At 31.8% G+C, this 19323-nt stretch carries 22 protein-coding genes and 1 tRNA gene; 10 read left to right on the plus strand and 13 right to left on the minus strand.

What is annotated here, in order from left to right; genetic code table 11:
• Window positions 1–333: 333 nt before the first annotated feature.
• The 3 genes from BXY80_RS04140 to BXY80_RS04150 all read right to left on the minus strand — a co-directional run bounded on the left by BXY80_RS04140 (window position 334) and on the right by BXY80_RS04150 (window position 2408).
• Window positions 334–903: a uracil-DNA glycosylase family protein gene (locus tag BXY80_RS04140; RefSeq protein WP_120199935.1), complete on the minus strand. Its 570-nt coding sequence runs from the start codon at window positions 901–903 to the stop codon at window positions 334–336.
• Window positions 904–1002: 99 nt separating this feature from the next.
• A complete protein-coding gene (gene rsmI, locus BXY80_RS04145; protein WP_120199936.1) occupies window positions 1003–1674 on the minus strand; it encodes a 16S rRNA (cytidine(1402)-2'-O)-methyltransferase in 672 nt (223 codons plus the stop codon).
• Window positions 1674–2408, minus strand: coding sequence for a hypothetical protein (locus BXY80_RS04150; protein ID WP_120199937.1), 735 nt, complete (start codon window positions 2406–2408; stop codon window positions 1674–1676). The genes rsmI and BXY80_RS04150 overlap by 1 nt, the downstream gene beginning before the upstream one ends.
• Before the next feature lie 104 nt (window positions 2409–2512).
• On the opposite strand from BXY80_RS04150, the gene BXY80_RS04155 reads away from it, so the two are divergent.
• The 7 genes from BXY80_RS04155 to BXY80_RS04185 all read left to right on the plus strand — a co-directional run bounded on the left by BXY80_RS04155 (window position 2513) and on the right by BXY80_RS04185 (window position 10439).
• Window positions 2513–3160: a thymidine kinase gene (locus BXY80_RS04155; RefSeq protein WP_120199938.1), complete on the plus strand. Its 648-nt coding sequence runs from the start codon at window positions 2513–2515 to the stop codon at window positions 3158–3160.
• Window positions 3153–4256 (plus strand): alanine racemase, encoded by a 1104-nt coding sequence (gene alr, locus BXY80_RS04160; protein ID WP_120199939.1) that lies wholly within the window; start codon window positions 3153–3155, stop codon window positions 4254–4256. Before BXY80_RS04155 ends, alr begins: the two co-directional genes overlap by 8 nt.
• Window positions 4257–4332: 76 nt before the next feature.
• A complete protein-coding gene (mscL, locus tag BXY80_RS04165; RefSeq protein WP_120199940.1) occupies window positions 4333–4737 on the plus strand; it encodes a large conductance mechanosensitive channel protein MscL in 405 nt (134 codons plus the stop codon).
• A 120-nt stretch (window positions 4738–4857) separates the two neighbouring features.
• Window positions 4858–5847, plus strand: coding sequence for an aspartate-semialdehyde dehydrogenase (locus BXY80_RS04170; RefSeq protein WP_120199941.1), 990 nt, complete (start codon window positions 4858–4860; stop codon window positions 5845–5847).
• A 217-nt stretch (window positions 5848–6064) separates the two neighbouring features.
• Entirely contained in the window at window positions 6065–7387 is a 1323-nt protein-coding gene (locus BXY80_RS04175) for an Ig-like domain-containing protein (protein WP_120199942.1), read from the plus strand.
• Between the two features lie 23 nt (window positions 7388–7410).
• Window positions 7411–9441, plus strand: coding sequence for an FG-GAP-like repeat-containing protein (locus BXY80_RS04180; protein ID WP_162843264.1), 2031 nt, complete (start codon window positions 7411–7413; stop codon window positions 9439–9441).
• 86 nt (window positions 9442–9527) lie between these two features.
• Complete coding sequence (locus tag BXY80_RS04185) at window positions 9528–10439, plus strand: ABC transporter ATP-binding protein (protein WP_120199944.1); 912 nt, start codon at window positions 9528–9530, stop codon at window positions 10437–10439.
• Here the strand turns inward: BXY80_RS04185 and BXY80_RS04190 are convergent.
• From BXY80_RS04190 to pdxA, 8 genes are all read right to left on the minus strand, one after another.
• A complete protein-coding gene (locus BXY80_RS04190; protein WP_120199945.1) occupies window positions 10432–10881 on the minus strand; it encodes a GreA/GreB family elongation factor in 450 nt (149 codons plus the stop codon). The genes BXY80_RS04185 and BXY80_RS04190 overlap by 8 nt on opposite strands.
• Complete coding sequence (locus BXY80_RS04195; RefSeq protein ID WP_120199946.1) at window positions 10882–11991, minus strand: NAD(P)/FAD-dependent oxidoreductase; 1110 nt, start codon at window positions 11989–11991, stop codon at window positions 10882–10884.
• A gap of 45 nt (window positions 11992–12036) precedes the next feature.
• Window positions 12037–13386: an acetyl-CoA carboxylase biotin carboxylase subunit gene (gene accC, locus BXY80_RS04200; RefSeq protein ID WP_120199947.1), complete on the minus strand. Its 1350-nt coding sequence runs from the start codon at window positions 13384–13386 to the stop codon at window positions 12037–12039.
• Window positions 13387–13461: 75 nt separating this feature from the next.
• Window positions 13462–13947 carry an acetyl-CoA carboxylase biotin carboxyl carrier protein gene (gene accB / locus BXY80_RS04205; protein WP_120199948.1) on the minus strand — a complete coding sequence of 162 codons (486 nt, stop codon included), beginning with the start codon at window positions 13945–13947 and terminating at the stop codon, window positions 13462–13464.
• A 34-nt stretch (window positions 13948–13981) separates the two neighbouring features.
• Window positions 13982–14977: a beta-ketoacyl-ACP synthase III gene (locus BXY80_RS04210; RefSeq protein ID WP_120199949.1), complete on the minus strand. Its 996-nt coding sequence runs from the start codon at window positions 14975–14977 to the stop codon at window positions 13982–13984.
• 178 nt (window positions 14978–15155) lie between these two features.
• Window positions 15156–15359: a 50S ribosomal protein L32 gene (gene rpmF, locus BXY80_RS04215; RefSeq protein WP_120199950.1), complete on the minus strand. Its 204-nt coding sequence runs from the start codon at window positions 15357–15359 to the stop codon at window positions 15156–15158.
• A gap of 8 nt (window positions 15360–15367) precedes the next feature.
• Window positions 15368–15910, minus strand: a complete 543-nt coding sequence (locus BXY80_RS04220) for a YceD family protein (RefSeq protein ID WP_120199951.1) — start codon at window positions 15908–15910, stop codon at window positions 15368–15370.
• Window positions 15911–15983: 73 nt separating this feature from the next.
• Window positions 15984–17030, minus strand: coding sequence for a 4-hydroxythreonine-4-phosphate dehydrogenase PdxA (pdxA, locus tag BXY80_RS04225; protein ID WP_120199952.1), 1047 nt, complete (start codon window positions 17028–17030; stop codon window positions 15984–15986).
• 60 nt (window positions 17031–17090) lie between these two features.
• Here pdxA and BXY80_RS04230 point away from each other — a divergent pair, with 60 nt between their 5' ends.
• The gene (locus BXY80_RS04230) at window positions 17091–17681 is read left to right on the plus strand and encodes a riboflavin synthase (protein ID WP_120199953.1); all 591 of its coding nucleotides are present in this window, start codon (window positions 17091–17093) and stop codon (window positions 17679–17681) included.
• Between the two features lie 69 nt (window positions 17682–17750).
• Entirely contained in the window at window positions 17751–17903 is a 153-nt protein-coding gene (locus tag BXY80_RS13890; protein ID WP_162843265.1) for a hypothetical protein, read from the plus strand.
• A 263-nt stretch (window positions 17904–18166) separates the two neighbouring features.
• Here the strand turns inward: BXY80_RS13890 and BXY80_RS04240 are convergent.
• Window positions 18167–18240: transfer RNA gene (locus tag BXY80_RS04240), tRNA-Ile, on the minus strand.
• Window positions 18241–18317: 77 nt separating this feature from the next.
• Window positions 18318–18722 (minus strand): methylmalonyl-CoA epimerase, encoded by a 405-nt coding sequence (mce, locus tag BXY80_RS04245; RefSeq protein ID WP_120199955.1) that lies wholly within the window; start codon window positions 18720–18722, stop codon window positions 18318–18320.
• Window positions 18723–18905: 183 nt separating this feature from the next.
• Here mce and rbfA point away from each other — a divergent pair, with 183 nt between their 5' ends.
• Window positions 18906–19304 (plus strand): 30S ribosome-binding factor RbfA, encoded by a 399-nt coding sequence (gene rbfA, locus BXY80_RS04250; RefSeq protein ID WP_120199956.1) that lies wholly within the window; start codon window positions 18906–18908, stop codon window positions 19302–19304.
• The last annotated feature ends 19 nt before the right edge of the window (window positions 19305–19323 follow it).

The raw sequence follows: 19323 nt of genomic DNA on the forward strand, positions 1-19323 counted from the left end.
GGAGAGGATTTTTTGTTTTATGCAAAAAAACCAATAATAATAGGTGTTTCAAAGGTTATGAAATTGTTGTCCTATTTTAAAGATTTGAAATTCAGCATTTTTGAATTATAAATCCAGTTAATTTAATTCTAGGTTATTAAACCATGTCACGATTAAATACTCTGACTAGTTTTAGATTAGCAGAAATATTTAAAGATTATGATTTTAATATTAGAAAACAAATGGGATTTAGTTCTTATAATTATATGCTTTTTTATAATTAGAGAAATTGCAAAATCAATAAGAATAAAGATTCTTCACTTCGCACTGAATGACAAGTTACAAAAACTGTTTTCATATTAATTTGTGGACAATATTTTGCAACTCAGGCACAACCTCAATATCAAACCAAGGGTTTTTAGTGAGCCAAAAACGATTTCGTGGCGAAGGATGTGGCAAAGGCAAATACTTTGGCAGATAGTCTTTAAAATTTGCAACGGTTTCAGTTAATGTGCGTTTTGCTTTCTCTTTTAAATAATATTTCTGTGCATACATACCTATTAAAATTACCAATTCAACATTTGGCATTAAATCAAATAACGGCTTGTGCCATTGAGGAGCGCATTCTGGTCGTGGTGGCAAATCGCCTGTTTTTCCTTTTCCTGGATAACAAAATCCCATTGGTATAATGGCAAATTTAGTTTCGTCATAAAAATCTTCATCCGATACATTTAACCATTTACGTAATTGTCTTCCGCTAGCATCATCCCAAGGAGTTCCAGATGCATGAACTTTTGTTCCTGGTGCTTGACCAATAATTACAATTTTAGATTCTGGATGTGCTGTAGCAATTGGTCGTGGACCAAGTGGCAAATATTTATCGCAAATTCGACATTGTCGTATATCATGAAGTAAATCTTGCATACTAATTATTAAAACCAATATTCTCGTCAAACTGAACTCGTTTCAGTTTCTCATCCAAAAATAATGTGATTCTGAAATAAATTCAGAATAATCAAGCTGCTACTTTTTACCAGCTACTACAATTACTATTTCCCCTTTTGGATGTTTATTTGTGTAATGCTCAAAAACTTCTTTAGCTGTGCCTCTAATGGTTTCTTCGTATAGTTTTGTAAGTTCTCTAGATACTGAAACTAATCTGTCTTCTCCAAAATATTCACAAAAATGACCTAATGTTTTTATAAGCTTATGAGGTGATTCGTAAAAAATCATGGTTCTGGTTTCTTCGGCTAGTAATAAAAGTCGTGTTTGTCGACCTTTCTTTACAGGTAAAAATCCTTCAAACACAAACTTATCATTTGGTAAACCGCTATTTACTAATGCTGGAACAAATGCTGTGGCTCCGGGAAGACAATCAACCTCTATATTATTTTCTATACAAGCACGTGTTAATAAAAACCCAGGATCAGATATTGCAGGCGTTCCTGCGTCACTAATTAGCGCAATACTCATACCTGATTTAAGCTTATTTATTATAGTTTCAACCGTTTTATGTTCATTATGCATATGGTGTGATTGCATATGTGTACTAATCTCAAAATGCTTGAGGAGCTTTCCCGATGTACGTGTATCTTCAGCTAAAACTAAATCGACTGTTTTTAAAACGTCAATAGCTCTAAAAGTGATGTCCTTTAAATTTCCTATTGGCGTTGGTACAATATAAAGTTTGCTCATTAATCAAACTTACTTTCAATGATTTCCATAAAACGAGTTTCAAATTCTTCTTTTCCCTGCCAACCATTATAGTCTGGTTTTACAATATTTTGAATTAAACTTGTTGCATCGTTTAACGATGTTGTAGTATTAAGTTGAGAAAGTACACGCTCATAATCTTCTGTTTTACCATCAAATAAATGCTTAATAAACGCTAATTTATCATTTAAACCTATAGTTAATCCTCTGGTTTTAAGCTTATCGTTTAAAGACTTTTTTGTGTCGTCTTTGTCTTTAGATACAGGCTCAAAAACTGGCATATCTACAAAACCTGCTGTAATTTCTTCTAAATCATTTTTGTAGTGATTTGTTTTAGGAATTGCAGCTTCAAAAACAGCATCAACTTGTTGTGTTTCTGATGGCATTTGAGCAACCATGTCTTTAATTTTCTCCATTACAGGCTCCATAATATCATCTTGCTCAACATCATCAAGGTTGATGTAAATTTTATCTTCGAGCTCTATATTATCACTAACCTTATTATTAAAAGCAGCATCTAGCATTCCAAAAAATGAAGAATCACTACCAATAGTTGGTAAATCACCTTCAAAATTTTGGTGTGCAAACTTTAAAACAGATAATTTTTCATGCAAAACAGTAACTTCTGCATGCAATTTTACAACATCTTCCTTGCCTTTAAGTTTAAGAATTCTATGTGCTATGCTTATTAATTCAGATTCTAGCTTCTTCTTCATAACTTTTTTAAGATTTAATCTAATTTATGCTTTTGATTTTTAATAAATTTACGCCACCTTTATACAAACGAATAATAGCTTTGTTTTAGTGTTAAAATTACGAAATGTTTCTTGAAAATACAGTAAATCATAAAGAACAATTTGGATGGATTGAAGTTATTTGTGGCTCAATGTTTTCTGGTAAAACCGAAGAATTGATTCGCAGACTTAAACGTGCTCAATTTGCGCGCCAGAAAGTAGAGATTTTTAAACCTGCTATAGATGTGCGTTATGATGAGGATATGGTTGTGTCTCACGACTCAAACGAAATTCGTTCAACTCCTGTTCCTGCTGCTGCTAATATTCCTATTCTAGCAGATGGTTGCGACGTCGTTGGTATTGATGAGGCTCAGTTTTTTGATGATGAAATTGTTCGTGTATGTAACGACTTAGCCAACAAAGGTGTTCGTGTTATTGTTGCTGGTTTAGATATGGATTTTAAAGGAAATCCTTTTGGACCTATGCCAAATTTAATGGCTACAGCTGAGTATGTTACCAAAGTACATGCTATATGTACCCGAACTGGTAATTTAGCACAATACAGTTATAGAAAAGCTAAAAGCAATGACCTTGTATTGCTTGGTGAAGTTGATGAGTATGAACCTTTAAGTCGTGCAGCTTTTTATAAAGCAATGCTGCGTGATAAAGTTAGGAATATGAAGGTGAATGATCCTGAAGAAATTTCTGCTAAAAAAAAGAATTCTAATGCCTAAAGCTCAAGAAACTGTACTTGAAATTAACCTAAAAGCACTCAAGCATAATTTTGAATACTTAAAGTCAAAATTAAACACCAATACCAAATTTTTAGCTGTTGTTAAAGCCTTTGCTTACGGAAGTGACGCTTGTGAAATTGCAAAATATCTTCAAAAATTAGATGTAGATTATTTAGCAGTTGCTTATGTTAATGAAGGTGTTGCTTTGAGAAATGCTGGTATTACAAAACCTATTTTAGTTTTACATCCGCAAGCTGTAAATTTTAAACTTCTAATCGAGCGCTGTCTCGAACCAAGCCTATATAATGCAAAGATTTTAAATGAATTTATAGCCGTTGCTCAACAAGAAAAACAAACCAGTTATCCTATTCATATAAAATTTAATACTGGGCTTAACAGATTGGGGTTTTGCGAAAAAGACATAGATTATATAACTTCAAAAATAGCTGAAACGTCTTCAATAAAAATAAGTTCTATTTTTTCTCATTTGGCAGCTAGTGAAGATTTAAATGAAAAAGAATTTACTTTAAAACAAATTGAGAGCTTCAAAACTATTTCAAAAAACATGATTGAAAGCTTAGGCTATAAACCTTTGTTGCATATTTGCAACACCTCTGGAATTTTAAATTATCCTGAGGCACATTTAGATATGGTTAGAAGTGGTATTGGTCTATATGGTTTTGGAAATTCAGAAAAAGAAAATAAAAACCTCAAACCTGTAGCAACACTTAAATCTATTATCTCACAAATTCATCATATAGAAAAAGGAGAAACTGTTGGCTACAATAGAGCTTTTAAAAGTGATGGCTTTTTAAAAACGGCAACACTACCAATTGGTCATGCTGATGGTATTGGTCGTCAATATGGTAACGGAAACGGCTTTGTAACTATTAATAATAAAAAAGCATTAATTATTGGTAACGTTTGTATGGATATGATTATGGTTAATATCACCAATATTGATTGTAAAGAAGGTGATGAAGTTATTATTTTTGGAGAAAAACCTTCAGCAAGTATTTTTGCACAAACTGTAAATACTATTTCTTACGAAGTAATTACTGGCGTTTCTCAACGTATTAAAAGAAAGCTTGTATAACAATCGTTCTCGTCTATTTTAACATTTCTTTTTTTTAGTTATTTTAGTAATCTATTAACTAACTAAACAAGAAATTATGTTTAAAGAATTTAAGAATTTTATAATGACAGGGAATGTGATTGATTTTGCAGTTGCTGTAATCATGGCTGGAGCTCTTGGTGGAGTTATCAATGGTTTTGTAAATAATATTGCTATGCCGTTTGTTGGATATTTTGCTGGTGGAATGGATTTTGCCGAACTTCATTATGCAATGGATGGAAAAGAATACGCAACTGTTGCTGCCGCAAAAGAAGCAGGAGCAGCTGTAATTACTTATGGGGCATGGATTAACACAATTGTTAACTTATTAATTGTAGGCTTTATAATGTTTTTAATTGTAAAAGCCTATAATAAAACAAAAGCGCCTGCTGAAGAACCAGCACCTGCTGGACCATCAGAAATTGATTTATTAACAGAAATTAGAGATGCGTTAAAAAAATAGTGTCTTTTAAACATTAAAATATAGAACCCACTTCTTTTTAGTTGTGGGTTTTTTTATATAAATTTTTAGAATGTTGAACTAAATTAATAATTACTTTTGCTTATCTAAAACACGATTATAATGAAAATAGCTGTTATTGGTGTTACTGGCATGGTAGGTAATGTTATGTTAAACGTTCTTAAAGAACGTAATTTTCCTATTACAGAATTTATTCCTGTTGCTTCAGAACGTTCAGTAGGTAAAATTATTTCTTTTAAAGGTGAAAGTTATACTGTAACCAGTCTTGAAGATGCTGTTTCAAAACAACCAGACATTGCTTTGTTTTCTGCTGGCGGAAATACATCCTTAGAATGGGCTCCAAAATTTGCTGAAGTTGGCACAACAGTTATAGATAATTCATCAGCTTGGCGAATGGATTTAACAAAAAAACTCATTGTTCCTGAGATTAACGCAACGCAACTTTCAAAAGCAGATAAAATTATTGCCAATCCTAACTGTTCAACAATACAAATGGTTATGGTGTTAGCACCTCTTCATAAAAAATATACAATTAAACGTATCGTTGTTTCTACTTATCAGTCTATTTCTGGTACTGGTGTAAAAGCAGTTAAACAATTAGAAAATGAACTTACTGGTGTTAAAGGAGAAATGGCTTATCCGTATCCAATACACAGAAATGCAATTCCGCATTGTGATGTGTTTGAAGAAAACGGCTACACCAAAGAGGAGATGAAATTGGTAAGAGAAACTCAAAAAATTCTTGATGATAGAACAATTGCTGTTACAGCTACTGCTGTTCGTATACCAACTTCTGGAGGTCATAGTGAAGCCGTAAATATAGAATTTGAAAATGATTTTGATATCAACAACGTGCGTCAACTTTTAAACAATACTTCTGGCATTGTTATACAAGACAATATTGACACCAACACCTATCCAATGCCAATCTATGCAGAAGGAAAAGATGATGTTTTTGTGGGACGTATTAGACGTGATGGCTCACAGCCAAATTCTTTAAATTTATGGATTGTAAGTGATAACCTTAGAAAAGGAGCTGCTACAAACGCAATACAAATTGCAGAATATTTAATTGCTAATGACTTGATTTAAGTTAAAAAAATAAATACACATATTCCTACTCGTCTGTAAATTTATGCAATACAACTAATTAATTACTTAAACACGAGGTTAATAACTATATTCGATACCCAAATTTGCTGTAAAGTTTAAATTATATTAACTTTTCCCACCAGTTTATTTTGGTTAATATATAATTGTTATGTTGTGTAGGTATTATAAATATTTTTATTTTTTTGTCTGCTTAGCTATGATTTTTTCATGCGCTTCGGATGATAACTACGTGCCTATAATAATTGAAACAACAACAGATAATTTTGAAATGCAACAAAATAGCTCAATAGAGATTAATGTGTTATCAAACGATTCTAATGTTCCTACTAATGGTTCTTTAACTGTATCTAATTCGCAAAACGCAACAATAGAAGTGTTAGATAATAACAATACTGTTACTAATCCTTCAGATGATACCATTAAATATACTCCAAATTCAAATTTTGTTGGTAATGACTCTTTTACCTATACACTATGTAATAGTGAAGGAAGTTGTTCTACTGAAACTGTTTTAATAACCGTAACTCCAGTATCTCCTGTAATTATAGATTTAGAGACTATGCCATATGCAACCCTTTCTGAATATAATTTTTATGAAGGAGAACTACATAACTTAGAACCCGTTTTTGGTGTGCTTCCTTACGATTTAAATTCTACCCTATTTAGTGATTATGCTCATAAAAAAAGATTTGTGTGGATGCCAGAAGGATCAAAAGCTGTATATGAAAATGATTTTACTCCTTTAAATTTTCCTGTTGGAGCTGTTTTAATAAAAAACTTTTATTATGATGGTGTTCAACCTAACAATACAACAAGAATTATTGAAACGCGCTTAATGTATAAAACTGAAAGCGGATGGGATTTTGCAAACTATGTTTGGAACGAAAGTCAAACAGAAGCAACATTTACTGATAGCTCAAGTTTTGTTTCTCTTGACTGGATTGAAGATGGTAATCTAAAATCTGTAAACTATCAGGTTCCATCAAGAGCAGATTGTTTTACATGCCATAATAAAAATGTTATACCAATTCCTATTGGTCCAAAACCTCAAAACCTAAATAGAGACTATACTTATTCTAATGGTATTTCAAATCAATTAAGTAAGTGGATAGAATTTGGTTATTTAGAAGATAATTTACCTCCTACAATTGTTTCGACAGTTAAATGGGATGATGAATCTTTACCTTTAAATGATAGAGTAAGATCATATGTAGACATTAATTGTGCACACTGTCATGCAGACCAAAGTTACTGTGAGTATAGAACAATGCGTTTTGCTTTTAATGAAAATGATGATGATTATAATATGGGTATTTGTGTTCCGCCACAAACACAAGTTTCTCCTTACACTAGAATTATTGTCCCTGGTAATATTAATAACTCATTATTACATTTTAGAATAAGTACAATACAACAACAATATAAAATGCCTTTATTAGGAAGAACTTTGCAGCACGAAGAAGGTGTTCAATTAATCGAACAATGGATAAACTCTCTTAATACTGGAGAATGCCAATAAATATCAATTTTAAAAACAACCTCATGAAATCAAAATTACTTTTTTCACTTCTTGTAAGCTTTATTTTTAGCTTTCAAGCAATTGCACAACCAGCAAATGATTTATTTGGTGGAGCAATACCAATTACACCTTCTCCAGAAGGTAATAGCTGTGCTACTATATTCAATTTACCATTCTCCTCTGACGGAACAACAGACAGTGGTATTCAAGGGTCATGTACATCTTCTGGTTTAGATCAGTTTTTTACTTGGACCGCCACTACTAACGGTCTTAGTTTCTCTTCTCAAAACCCAGGAAACCCAGGAATTGTTGTTTGGGATTCTACCGGAGCAATAGAGTATTCATGTCTTAATACTTTTTCTACAGGTCTTTTAGATGGATGGAACGTAGGTGATGATTTAGTGATTCAAATTTATGACTATCAAGGTACTTCTTTAGTTGATGTATCTTTTTGTTTAGAAGCTGTAGATTTTATACCTCCACCAGCTCAACCAGTAACATTTACCTCATCATCTTCTGGGTCTAGCGGTAATTATAAACTAGCTGCTGTAGATATGAATGGAGATTTTTTAGATGACCTTGTATCTGTTTCATCAACTAATGTAAACATTAGAGAACAAGTTAATGGTGGATTTGTTACTAAAAATATAACAACACCTTCTGCCGATTGGCTTCCTAGTTGGAGTATGGCCGCAGGAGATTATGACAGAAATGGATATACCGATTTAATGTATGGTAATGGTGATGGTGTTACCTTTATGAGGTCAAATAACTCAGGAACAGGATTTACAGAGTTTTCTACAGATTATAATGTACTAGATATTTTTTCTCAACGTACAAATTTTGTAGACATTAATGATGATGGCCATTTAGACGCTTTTGTATGTCACGATGTAAGTGCCAACGTATACTTTATTAATGATGGCTCTGGTAATTTAACGCAAATTCAAGGTGGTTTAGGTGATATTACTGGTAATTATGGTTCAATTTGGATAGATTATGACAATGATAGAGATTTAGATATGTTTATAGCTAAATGTGGTAGTGGCCCAATAAATCAATTACACACTAATGATGGAAATGAGAATTATACTGAAAATTCTGCAGATTATGGTTTAAATGATAACATACAAACTTGGTCTTCTGCTTGGGGAGATTTTGATAATGATGGAGATATGGATCTTTTTATTGGGGCAAGTTCTGGTTCACATAAACTTCTAAGAAATAACATAGATCCCTATGTAAATAACCCTCCAAATGCCGTTTCATTTACTAATGTTTCAGGAGCTTCTGGCGTAAACCTCTTAACTGCTACATCAACAGAAACAACTACTTATGATTTTGATAATGACGGAAATCTTGATTTAGTATCAGGTGGAAATGTACTATTTGGTAACGGTGATTTAACGTTTTCTGTATATGAAGATGTATTTCCTGGAGCTGGCGCTTATGGTGATTTAAACAATGATGGCTATATTGATTCATTTTCTAACGGAAATATATATCTTAACAACGCAGAAACAAATAATAATTGGGTAAAAATACACTTAACTGGTGTACAAAGTAATATAAATGGTATTGGAGCTAGAGTTGAAGTTCATACTGATTCTGGAACGCAAATAAGAGATGTTAAAAGTGGAGATGGTTTTAGATATATGAGCTCTTTAAATGTTCATTTTGGTATTGGTTCTGATACATCTATTAATAGTATTGTGGTTTATTGGCCTCATGATGGTAATGTTGACACTATACTTGGTCCTCCAATTAATACTGCAGTAGAAATCACTGAAGGCGATACACTTACTAACCTTGAAAACTCTTTAGATGACAGTTTAGTAATTTATCCAAACCCTGTTAAAGAAGCATTAAATATTAACTTAACAGATAGTTTAGAAAATGCTGTTTATTCCATCTTTAATATTGAAGGAAAACTTGTAGTGAATGCAAGCTTAAATACAAATACAATAGACGTATCTCAATTAAGTGCTGGTAATTACATTTTAAGAGTTAAATCAAACAACTCTATAAAAACACAAAAATTTATTAAACAATAACGTTTAAATAATAGAACAAAAAAAATCCGTTCAATAAATGAGCGGATTTTTTTTGTTCTATATTGGTCTTCTGAAAAAGTTAATTTATGTTACAGGTTCAAGACATATCGTTTAGCTATACCAATAAACAAATACTTAAAAATATCTCTTTTAATTTAGCTGTTGGTGATTACCTTTCTATTATTGGAGAAAGCGGCTCAGGAAAAAGCACTTTATTAAAGTTACTCTATGGTGAATATAATCTAGATGATGGAAGCATTTTTTGGAAAGATAAAAAAATTCTTGGGCCAGAATACAATCTAGTAATTGGCTATGATTTCATAAAATATGTAGCACAAGAGTTTGATTTGATGCCATTTATTTCTGTTGAAGAAAATATTGGTAAATTCCTTTCTAATTTCTTTCCAAAAGAAAAAAAAGAACGTATTACAGAGCTATTAGAAGTTGTTGAGTTAACAAATTTTGCTAAAACCAAAGTAAAATTATTAAGTGGCGGACAAAAACAACGTGTAGCACTTGCTAGAGCCATAGCAAAACAGCCAGAAATTATTCTTCTAGACGAGCCATTTAGTCACATAGATAATTTTAAAAAACAATCTTTAAGAAGAAGGTTATTTAAATATTTAAAAGAAAAAAATATTGCCTGTATTGTTGCAACTCACGACAAAGAAGATGTTCTAGGTTATGCAGATACAATGTTGGTTTTAGATAATACTAAAGTACTAGCAATCGACACACCAGAAATTTTATACAAAAACCCTAAAACACCATTAGTTGCTTCGTTTTTTGGTGAATATAATATAATTCGTGGAGAAATTATCTACGCACATCAGCTTCAACTTACTGAGAAATCTAATCTTAAAGTTATTGTGAAACAGTCTTATTTTAAAGGAAACTATTGCTTAATAGAGGCTGAATTTGAAAGTAAAACCATATTCTTTTTTCATCTTAAAGAACTACAAAAAGGACAAACTCTATTTTTAGAAAAAATTAAGTAACCAAACTAACCTCAAACGTGTTTTCTCTAAAACTAACAATCTCTCCAACTGTCTTTCCTAGTAACAGTCTAGCTATTGGTGTATTGGCAGAAATAGCATAAAATACATCTTCGTCTATTTTTAATGCTCCAGCACTTACTGCTATAAAATAATTGTTTTGCGACGTGTAAACCATACTTCCTAAGCTTACAATATTAGACTCTTTAGAAATGTCTATTTTGGAAAGTATTGCTTTTAATCTTTGTGTTTCAACTAATTGTTGTCCAATTTTTTCACGTTCTAATTGCAACATTGCTCTACCTGTTTCATGTTTATCTCCAGCGCTGCTTTTAGTTTCTGTTGTTAGAGACTCTTGAATCTCATGAATGGATTTTTGAATAGTTTGCAAACGGTTTTCAACAAATTCACTACACAAATTATATAATTGCTGTTTGATATTCATTTATACTAAATCCGCTAATTCTTTACCAACAAGACTACCAATAGCAACTCCCATTCCACCTAGTCTTACTCCGCAAAACACGTTGTTAGAGACTTGTTTTACAATGGCTTTTTTCTGATCACCAACACCCATAATACCAGACCAGCGATAATCTACTTCAAAAGGTGTGTTTGGTAAAATTGTGGTTTGCAATAGTTCTTCAAGCTTATTTTGTATAACTTGGGTTTGCCCAAATTGAGTGGTTTCTTCAACTTTAAAATCTAAGTTTCTTCCGCCACCAAATAAAATTCTATTATCTATATTTCTAAAATAATAATAACCTCTATCTAAATGAAATGTTCCTTTTATATGTAAATTTTTAATTGGTTTAGTAATCAAGACTTGTGCTCTAGCAGGTTTAACACTCTCATCTAATAGTTGCGAAGCAAAACCATTAGTAGCAATTAGTAGTTTTGAAGCCGAAAACTCAAATTGATTAGTCTTTATTTTTACTGAATTAATGTCTTCAGTAAATTCTTCAACCTGAATGTTATTTAAAATATTTATTCCGTTTTTTAATGCTAATTTCGTCAATGATGCCATCATTTTACCTGTATCAATTTGCCCTTCAAACAGATTAAAAACATACTGAGGTTTAATCTTAGTAAAGCCAAAACTATTTGCTTTAAGACTATATACATCGTTATCAAATAAAGGTTTTAAAAAGGAATTTATGCGCACTCTTTCTGAAATACAATTTTCAAATAAACCATCACCTTCCTTAAACAACTCATAACCACCTAACTCCTTATAATCTAATTTTTCATCGCCTAAAGTTTCTCGAAGTAGTCGTAACCCTTTAATTCGTTTCTCTACTAGTTGAAGCACCTCAGTTTCTGAATGCGATTTTAAATCTTCAATAATTTCGCTTAAACTTCCAAAGCAAGCAAATCCAGCATTTTTAGTACTTGCGCCTTGTGGCAATGTTCCTTTTTCTAGAATTAAAATTTTAGCCTTCGGAAAACGCTCTTTAAGTTTTAAAGCGCAATTCAAGCCAACAATTCCGCTACCAATAACAGCAAAGTCTACATTTGTTAACCATGTTTTTATTTCCCAATACGATAAGTTCATATTACTAAAATAAAACTCCGAAATTACTTTCGGAGTTTTTTTTATCTAATCTTCTTCAGGTTTCATTTCAAAGTCTTCCATGAACTTAGTGGTGTAGTTTCCTGCTAAATAATCTGGATGCTCCATCAATTGTCTGTGAAACGGAATCGTGGTTTTAATACCTTCTATAACGAATTCGTCTAAAGCACGTTTCATTTTGTTAATTGCTTCTTCTCTTGTTTGCGCTGTCGTAATCAACTTAGCAATCATAGAATCATAATTTGGAGGAATTACATAACCAGCATAAACATGCGTATCTAAACGCACGCCATGTCCACCTGGAGCATGTAATGTTGTAATGCGACCTGGAGATGGTCTGAAATCATTAAATGGGTCTTCAGCATTAATTCTACATTCGATAGAATGTAAATTTGGTGTATAGTTTTTCCCAGAAATTGGAACTCCTGCCGCTACAAGGATTTGCTCACGTATTAAGTCGAAATCAATTACTTGTTCTGTAATTGGATGCTCAACTTGTATACGCGTATTCATTTCCATGAAATAGAAATTTCTATGTTTATCCACTAAAAACTCTACAGTTCCAGCGCCTTCATACTTAATATACTCTGCAGCTTTTACCGCAGCTTTACCCATTTTATCTCTTAATTCTTCCGTCATAAATGGCGAAGGAACTTCTTCTGTTAATTTTTGATGTCGACGTTGTACTGAGCAATCACGTTCTGATAAATGACATGCTTTACCTCGAGAATCACCAACAATTTGTATTTCGATATGACGTGGCTCTTCAATAAGTTTTTCCATGTACATATCATCATTACCAAATGCTGCTTTAGATTCTTGTCTTGCAGAATCCCAAGCATCTTTTAAGTCTTCAGGCTTCCAAACGGCACGCATCCCTTTTCCGCCACCACCAGCTGAAGCTTTAAGCATCACTGGATATCCGGTTTCTGCTGCTACTTTTTTACATTCATCAAATGTTTCAATAACGCCTTCACTTCCAGGAACACATGGTACGCCAGCAGCTTTCATTGTCGCTTTTGCATTTGCTTTATCTCCCATTCTATCAATCATTTCAGGAGATGCTCCTATAAATTTGATATCATGCTCTTCACATATTTTAGAAAATTTTGCGTTTTCAGATAAGAATCCGTATCCAGGATGAATTGCGTCTGCATTAGTAATTTCAGCCGCTGCAATAACGTTTGACATTTTAAGATAAGACTCATTACTAGGTGCAGGTCCAATACATACTGCTTCGTCAGCAAACTTTACGTGTAAGCTTTCTGCATCTGCAGTAGAATATACAGCTACCGACTTGATGCCCATTTCTTTACAGGTTCTAATAACACGTAGTGCTATTTCTCCTCTATTGGCTATTAGTATTTTTTTAAACATAACTTCTTAGTATTTAAAATTTCAAATTCCAAATTCCAACAGGTTGGGATTTTTACTTTGGAACTTTAAATTTGGTTATGATGGATCTACTAAAAATAATGGTTGGTCAAATTCTACTGGAGAAGAATCATCAACTAATATTTTTACAATTTTTCCAGAAACTTCAGATTCTATTTCATTAAATAGTTTCATTGCTTCAATGACACAAAGCACATCACCTTCGTTAATTGAAGTTCCAACCTCAACAAAAACAGGTTTGTCTGGTGAAGGTTTACGATAAAACGTTCCAATAATTGGAGATTTAATCGTTATATATTTTGAATCATTATCGTTAGTTGGTGTAGGAGTTGTAGGAGCTGCTTCGGCTACAGGAGCTGCTGCCACGACAGGTGCTTGTGCTACAGGAGCATTAACAGGTATTTGCTGAACATAGGTTGTTGTTTCACCTTTCTCATCACCTGTTTTAATGGTGATTTTTATATCGTCCATTTCTAATTTAACCTCACTTGCGCCAGACTTAGCGACAAATTTGATTAAGTTTTGAATTTCCTTAATATCCATAATTATTAAATTAGTTAATTAGTTAGTTTTAGTGTTAAGAATTATAAGCCCATTTAAAATAGATTGAGCCCCAAGTAAATCCACCTCCAAAAGCAGCAAAAATAAGATTATCTCCTTTTTTTAGTTGAGATTCATAATCATTCAATAATAAAGGTAAAGTTGCAGATGTTGTATTTCCGTATTTTTGGATATTCATCATTACTTTATCTTCTTCTAAATTTATTCTGTTAGCTGTAGCATCAATAATACGTTTGTTTGCTTGATGCGCTACAAGCCAAGAAATATCTTCGTTTGTAAGATTGTTTCTTTTTAATATTTTTTCTGCAACATCAGCCATATTAAAAACGGCATTTTTAAATACTGTTTTTCCATCTTGAAAAACATAGTGTTTACCTTCAGCTACGGCTTCTGGTGTTGACGGATACGATGAGCCTCCATATGTTGCTTGCAAAAACTCTCTGCCTTCGCCATTACTTCTTAAAAGTTCGTCTTGAAGACCTAAACCTTCATGGTTAGCTTCAAACAAAACAGCTCCAGCTCCATCACCAAAAATGATACATGTTGCTCTATCTTCATAATTAATAAATGAAGAGTTTTTATCTGCTCCTATTAAAAGAACATTTTTATATTTTCCTGATTCTATGTAGCTAGAGGCAACAGACATTCCGAATAAAAAACTAGAACACGCCGCTTCTAAATCGAACGAAAATGCATTTGTAGCTCCAATCTCAGTTGCTGTATATGCTGCTGTTGAAGCAGCTTTCATGTCTGGTGTTGCTGTTGCAACAATGACCAACTCTATATCTTTTGGGTCTATTCCCTTTTTTGAAATTAGATCGTTAGCCGCATTAATAGCTAAAAAAGAAGTTCCTTTTCCTTGATCTTTTAAAATACGTCTTTCTTTAATACCTGTTCGTGAAGTAATCCATTCGTCATTTGTATCAACCATTGTTTCCAATATTTGGTTAGTTAATACATATTCAGGCAAATAAGCTCCTAATGCAGTAATTGCAGCTGTGATTTTACTCATTGTTAATTATTAATTAAACCGTAAAAATGGCAAAAAGCGCCAAAAACAAGCAAATAATTAGTGAATTTACTAAATTTTGGCTTAATATTTTGCAAATTAAGTTGTTTTTGAGACTTTGAGAAATTAAACACAAAAAAACGCTCATAAATGAGCGTTTTCTTATATGCATGCATAATAATTATGCTAAATTTTCTTCTTTTTCAGAATTGTCAATTAATACTTGACCTCTGTAATATAACTTACCTTCGTGCCAGTGAGCTCTGTGGTATAAGTGTGCTTCTCCTGTAGTAGGACACGTAGCAATTTGAGGAACAGTTGCTTTATAGTGTGTTCTTCTTTTATCTCTTCTAGTTCTAGAAATTTTTCTTTTAGGATGTGCCATTTTATATGTTATTTATCCGTTAATAGTTTTTTTAATGTATTCCAACGAGGATCAATTGCCTCAGATGTTTCTTCTTTTTCGTCTAAGCCTTTTGGGCTTAACTCTTCTAATTTATCAAGTATGTCTGACTTTAAGCTACCGTCTAATACTCCTGGATGAACTCGTTTTGCTGGTACAGATAATATGATTAATTCATAAATATACTGTGCAACATTGATTTCGTACTCACCATGAGGAATAATTAGTATGTCTTCATGTTCATTATTGTAATCATCTCCAAACTTAACAACTAAATCAAAATCACCTTTTACTTCTTGGTTAAATGGTTCGTTTGTTAAATCACAATTGATGTTTACAATGCCTTCAATTTCAAAATGTATCTCTAACAGTGTTGTCTTTTTTTCAAAAACTAAATCTGTTTTAACATTTACATTATTAAAATCCTCATACTCAAAATCTTCAAAGAACTTATTATCAATTTGATAATCAAAATGGTGCTTTCCTACTTTTAAACCAATAAATGGTATAATATAATCCTTAAAGGGCTTCATAATCACATTCATTTTGAGCCTGCAAATATATAAAAAAATTTGATACCAATCGTTTGTTGTAAACAAAAATTGTTTATATCTTTTTTGGCTGTTTCTTTAACGGGTTTTTAGATGCTTTTTCATATTCATTTCTGTTTCTAAAAATCTTAATAGCTGTAAATATTGCTTCTTTAAAGGAACTTTCGTTTGCTTGATTTTTTCCCGCTATTTCATAGGCTATTCCGTGGTCTGGAGACGTTCTCACTTTATTAAGTCCTGCAGTAAAATTAACGCCTTCGCCAAATGAAATTGTTTTAAAAGGTATTAAGCCTTGGTCGTGATACGATGCCATAACTGCATCAAAGTTTTTATAATTACTTGAACCAAAAAAACTATCGGCCGAATATGGGCCATATACTAGTTTACCAGATTCTTTAATTTCTTGTAATGTTGGTCTTAGTATTTTATCATCTTCGTCACCAATAACACCATTATCTCCAGCATGTGGGTTGATTGCCAAAACTGCAATTTTTGGTCTATTAATTCTAAAATCTTTAACAAGTGATGTATAAACTGTTTCTATTTTCTCAATAATACGTTGTTTAGTTATGTGTTGAGGAACATCTTTAACTGGGACATGATCTGTAAGTAAACCTACTTTAAGCTCATCTGTAACCATAAACATTAGGCTATTGCCATTAAGCTCTTTAGCCAGGTAATCTGTATGGCCAGGAAAATTAAATTCTTGAGATTGTATATTATGTTTATTTATTGGTGCGGTTACAAGAACATCAATTAACCCTTTTTTTAAAGCTTGTGTTGCAGACTCTAACGATTTAACAGCATATTTTCCAATGTTAGCATCTTCTTTTCCAAAAACAATATTTACATTTTCCTTCCAAACATTAACTACATTAATTTTATTTTCAACAGTATGACTTACATCATTTACACCTTGAAAATTAATACTGCTTTTAAAGTGCTTTTTAAAAAACATCATTGTTTTATTAGAAGCAAAAATAATTGGCGTACAAAAATCTAGCATGCGTGTATCCTCAAATGTTTTTATAATAATTTCTGCTCCAATACCATTTAAGTCTCCTATAGAAATTCCAACTTTAATTTTTTCAGGGTTTTTCATTAAAATGCTATCTTTTGTGTGTAATTTTATCCTTGCAAATTTAACCAATTAATCGACATTATGTTTACAGGAATTATTGAAACTCTTGGGGTTGTAACAAATCTTAAATATGAAAATGAAAACCTTCACATTACTGTTGAAAGTAATATAACTTCTGAATTAAAAATAGATCAAAGTGTAGCACATAATGGCGTATGTTTGACTGTGGTAAGTATTAATAACAATGAATATACTGTTACAGCAATAAAAGAAACTTTAGATAAAACGAACTTGAGTCTACTTAAAAAAAGAGATATTGTAAACCTTGAAAGAGCTATGAAACTAGGTGATAGGCTTGATGGACATATTGTACAAGGGCATGTTGATCAAACTGCAATATGTAAATCTATTACGAATCAAAACGGAAGTTGGTTTTTTACGTTTTCTTATGACTCTGCATTAAATAATATTACTATAGAAAAAGGCTCAGTAACTGTTAATGGTGTTAGCTTAACTGTAGTAGATTCTAAAAAAAATGAATTTAGCGTAGCAATAATACCTTACACTTTTGAGCATACAAACTTTAATAAATTTAGAATTGATAGTAAGGTTAATTTAGAATTTGATGTACTTGGTAAATACATTCAAAAATTATACGCTTTAAAAAATTAATTAACCTTTTTAATTTGTTTTAGGACTATTCTTGTTCCATAAAAAATAGCTAAAACTAAAACAAAAGGTATGGCATCATCAATTGGAAATCCTGGTGGACCAGGAGGCGCAGGTGGTGGTGGCTGCGGATTATCTGTAATTTGCGCAACGCATACAAAACTTATTAATACAAATAAGATTGAGGCAATAAATTTCTTGTTTTGTATTTTCATGAGTTTGTAAATGTAAAAAAAAATAACAGTTAACAAAATAAATAAGTGATAAAAAATCCTTGAAACGCAAAAAACTTCGACGAAATGCGTTAATCAAATTTGTGTGTTTTTTATTACATATGTGTGTTCAAATATATATCTTTAAAAAATAAAAACACAAAAAAAATAATGTAAATCGTTGTTATGCACTTATTTACGGAGTAACTAAAAAAGTTAGTAAATTAGCAATAAAAAAGCACCCACAATAAATTTGTAAGTGCTTGATTTTAAAAGTGGTCCCACTTGGGCTCGAACCAAGGACCACCTGATTATGAGTCAGGTGCTCTAACCAACTGAGCTATGGGACCTATTGACTTGTGTCAATATACTTTATTACTAAAGCGAGTGCAATATTACTATATATTTTAAAACTCTACAAGAATTTTTATTTCTTTATCTCTTGGCACAACTCAATTAAAACACCATTTGTAGATTTTGGGTGCAAAAAAGCAATTAACTTATTATCTGCTCCTTTTTTTGGTGTTTTATGAATAAGCTTAAAACCTTCTTTTGTTAATCTGTCTATTTCTTTTTCAATATTTGAAACCGCAAATGCTATATGATGAATTCCTTCGCCTTTTTTTTCTATAAACTTTGCTATAGGGCTTTCTGTTGATGTTGCTTGAAGTAATTCAATTTTATTAGAACCTACTTTAAAAAATGACGTTTTTACGCCTTCACTTTCTACAGCTTCAATTTTATAATGTTTCTTTCCAAATAAAGCAGAAAACAACTCATTTGAAGCTTCTAAATCTTTAACTGCAATACCTATATGTTCTATTTTCTTCATATTCATTTTCCGTGAAAACGGAAACCTTATTAATTACATTGACTCTTTTGTGCGTTCAAAGTTAACATATTCCTCAATTATCGCCTATTTTTGCAGTTAGAAACCAAAACTTGGTTTTATTTTTGATAAAGTCGTTATATTGGTTTAACTGATGATGATGTAAAACGACTTAAATTTAAGACAATGGAAGAATTAACGCAACGACAAAAAAAAATTGGCGGACTATTACAAAAGGATCTTGCAGATATATTACAAAAAGCAGCTACTGATGGTGGATTACGAGGTGTAATCATTTCTGTAAGTAAAGTAAACGTAACAACAGATTTGTCTGTGGCTAAAGTATACCTTAGTGTTTTTCCTAATAATAAAGGAAAAGAACTTATTGAAGGTATTCGCTCAAATACGCCATTAATTCGTCATGAAATGGCGCAACGCACAAAAAACCAATTACGACGCATGCCTAATTTAGAGTTTTTTATTGATGACTCTTTAGAATATATTGATGGTATTGAAAAATCTCTTAAAGGCGAAGATAATCCAATTAAAGATTCTGATTTACTTAGTAAACGAAAAAAATCGTAATCGGTTTATGTTTTTCTTT

The sequence above is a fragment of the Ichthyenterobacterium magnum genome, assembly GCF_003610635.1.
GTDB classification, from domain to species: domain Bacteria; phylum Bacteroidota; class Bacteroidia; order Flavobacteriales; family Flavobacteriaceae; genus Ichthyenterobacterium; species Ichthyenterobacterium magnum.

What these genes read in the sequence shown, in the direction of transcription:
- BXY80_RS04185 (WP_120199944.1), top strand. Translation starts at nt 9,528, where the DNA reads ATGTTACAGGTTCAAGACATATCGTTTAGCTATACCAATAAACAAATA.
- BXY80_RS04230 (WP_120199953.1), top strand. Translation starts at nt 17,091, where the DNA reads ATGTTTACAGGAATTATTGAAACTCTTGGGGTTGTAACAAATCTTAAA.
- rbfA (WP_120199956.1), top strand. Translation starts at nt 18,906, where the DNA reads ATGGAAGAATTAACGCAACGACAAAAAAAAATTGGCGGACTATTACAA.
- alr (WP_120199939.1), top strand. Translation starts at nt 3,153, where the DNA reads ATGCCTAAAGCTCAAGAAACTGTACTTGAAATTAACCTAAAAGCACTC.
- BXY80_RS04210 (WP_120199949.1), bottom strand. Translation starts at nt 14,977, where the DNA reads ATGAGTAAAATCACAGCTGCAATTACTGCATTAGGAGCTTATTTGCCT.
- BXY80_RS04150 (WP_120199937.1), bottom strand. Translation starts at nt 2,408, where the DNA reads ATGAAGAAGAAGCTAGAATCTGAATTAATAAGCATAGCACATAGAATT.
- BXY80_RS04155 (WP_120199938.1), top strand. Translation starts at nt 2,513, where the DNA reads ATGTTTCTTGAAAATACAGTAAATCATAAAGAACAATTTGGATGGATT.
- BXY80_RS04180 (WP_162843264.1), top strand. Translation starts at nt 7,411, where the DNA reads ATGAAATCAAAATTACTTTTTTCACTTCTTGTAAGCTTTATTTTTAGC.
- BXY80_RS04170 (WP_120199941.1), top strand. Translation starts at nt 4,858, where the DNA reads ATGAAAATAGCTGTTATTGGTGTTACTGGCATGGTAGGTAATGTTATG.
- mce (WP_120199955.1), bottom strand. Translation starts at nt 18,722, where the DNA reads ATGAAGAAAATAGAACATATAGGTATTGCAGTTAAAGATTTAGAAGCT.
- rsmI (WP_120199936.1), bottom strand. Translation starts at nt 1,674, where the DNA reads ATGAGCAAACTTTATATTGTACCAACGCCAATAGGAAATTTAAAGGAC.
- BXY80_RS04220 (WP_120199951.1), bottom strand. Translation starts at nt 15,910, where the DNA reads ATGAAGCCCTTTAAGGATTATATTATACCATTTATTGGTTTAAAAGTA.
- BXY80_RS04195 (WP_120199946.1), bottom strand. Translation starts at nt 11,991, where the DNA reads ATGAACTTATCGTATTGGGAAATAAAAACATGGTTAACAAATGTAGAC.
- BXY80_RS04140 (WP_120199935.1), bottom strand. Translation starts at nt 903, where the DNA reads ATGCAAGATTTACTTCATGATATACGACAATGTCGAATTTGCGATAAA.
- accC (WP_120199947.1), bottom strand. Translation starts at nt 13,386, where the DNA reads ATGTTTAAAAAAATACTAATAGCCAATAGAGGAGAAATAGCACTACGT.
- BXY80_RS04175 (WP_120199942.1), top strand. Translation starts at nt 6,065, where the DNA reads ATGATTTTTTCATGCGCTTCGGATGATAACTACGTGCCTATAATAATT.
- rpmF (WP_120199950.1), bottom strand. Translation starts at nt 15,359, where the DNA reads ATGGCACATCCTAAAAGAAAAATTTCTAGAACTAGAAGAGATAAAAGA.
- BXY80_RS04190 (WP_120199945.1), bottom strand. Translation starts at nt 10,881, where the DNA reads ATGAATATCAAACAGCAATTATATAATTTGTGTAGTGAATTTGTTGAA.
- BXY80_RS13890 (WP_162843265.1), top strand. Translation starts at nt 17,751, where the DNA reads ATGGCATCATCAATTGGAAATCCTGGTGGACCAGGAGGCGCAGGTGGT.
- accB (WP_120199948.1), bottom strand. Translation starts at nt 13,947, where the DNA reads ATGGATATTAAGGAAATTCAAAACTTAATCAAATTTGTCGCTAAGTCT.
- mscL (WP_120199940.1), top strand. Translation starts at nt 4,333, where the DNA reads ATGTTTAAAGAATTTAAGAATTTTATAATGACAGGGAATGTGATTGAT.
- pdxA (WP_120199952.1), bottom strand. Translation starts at nt 17,030, where the DNA reads ATGAAAAACCCTGAAAAAATTAAAGTTGGAATTTCTATAGGAGACTTA.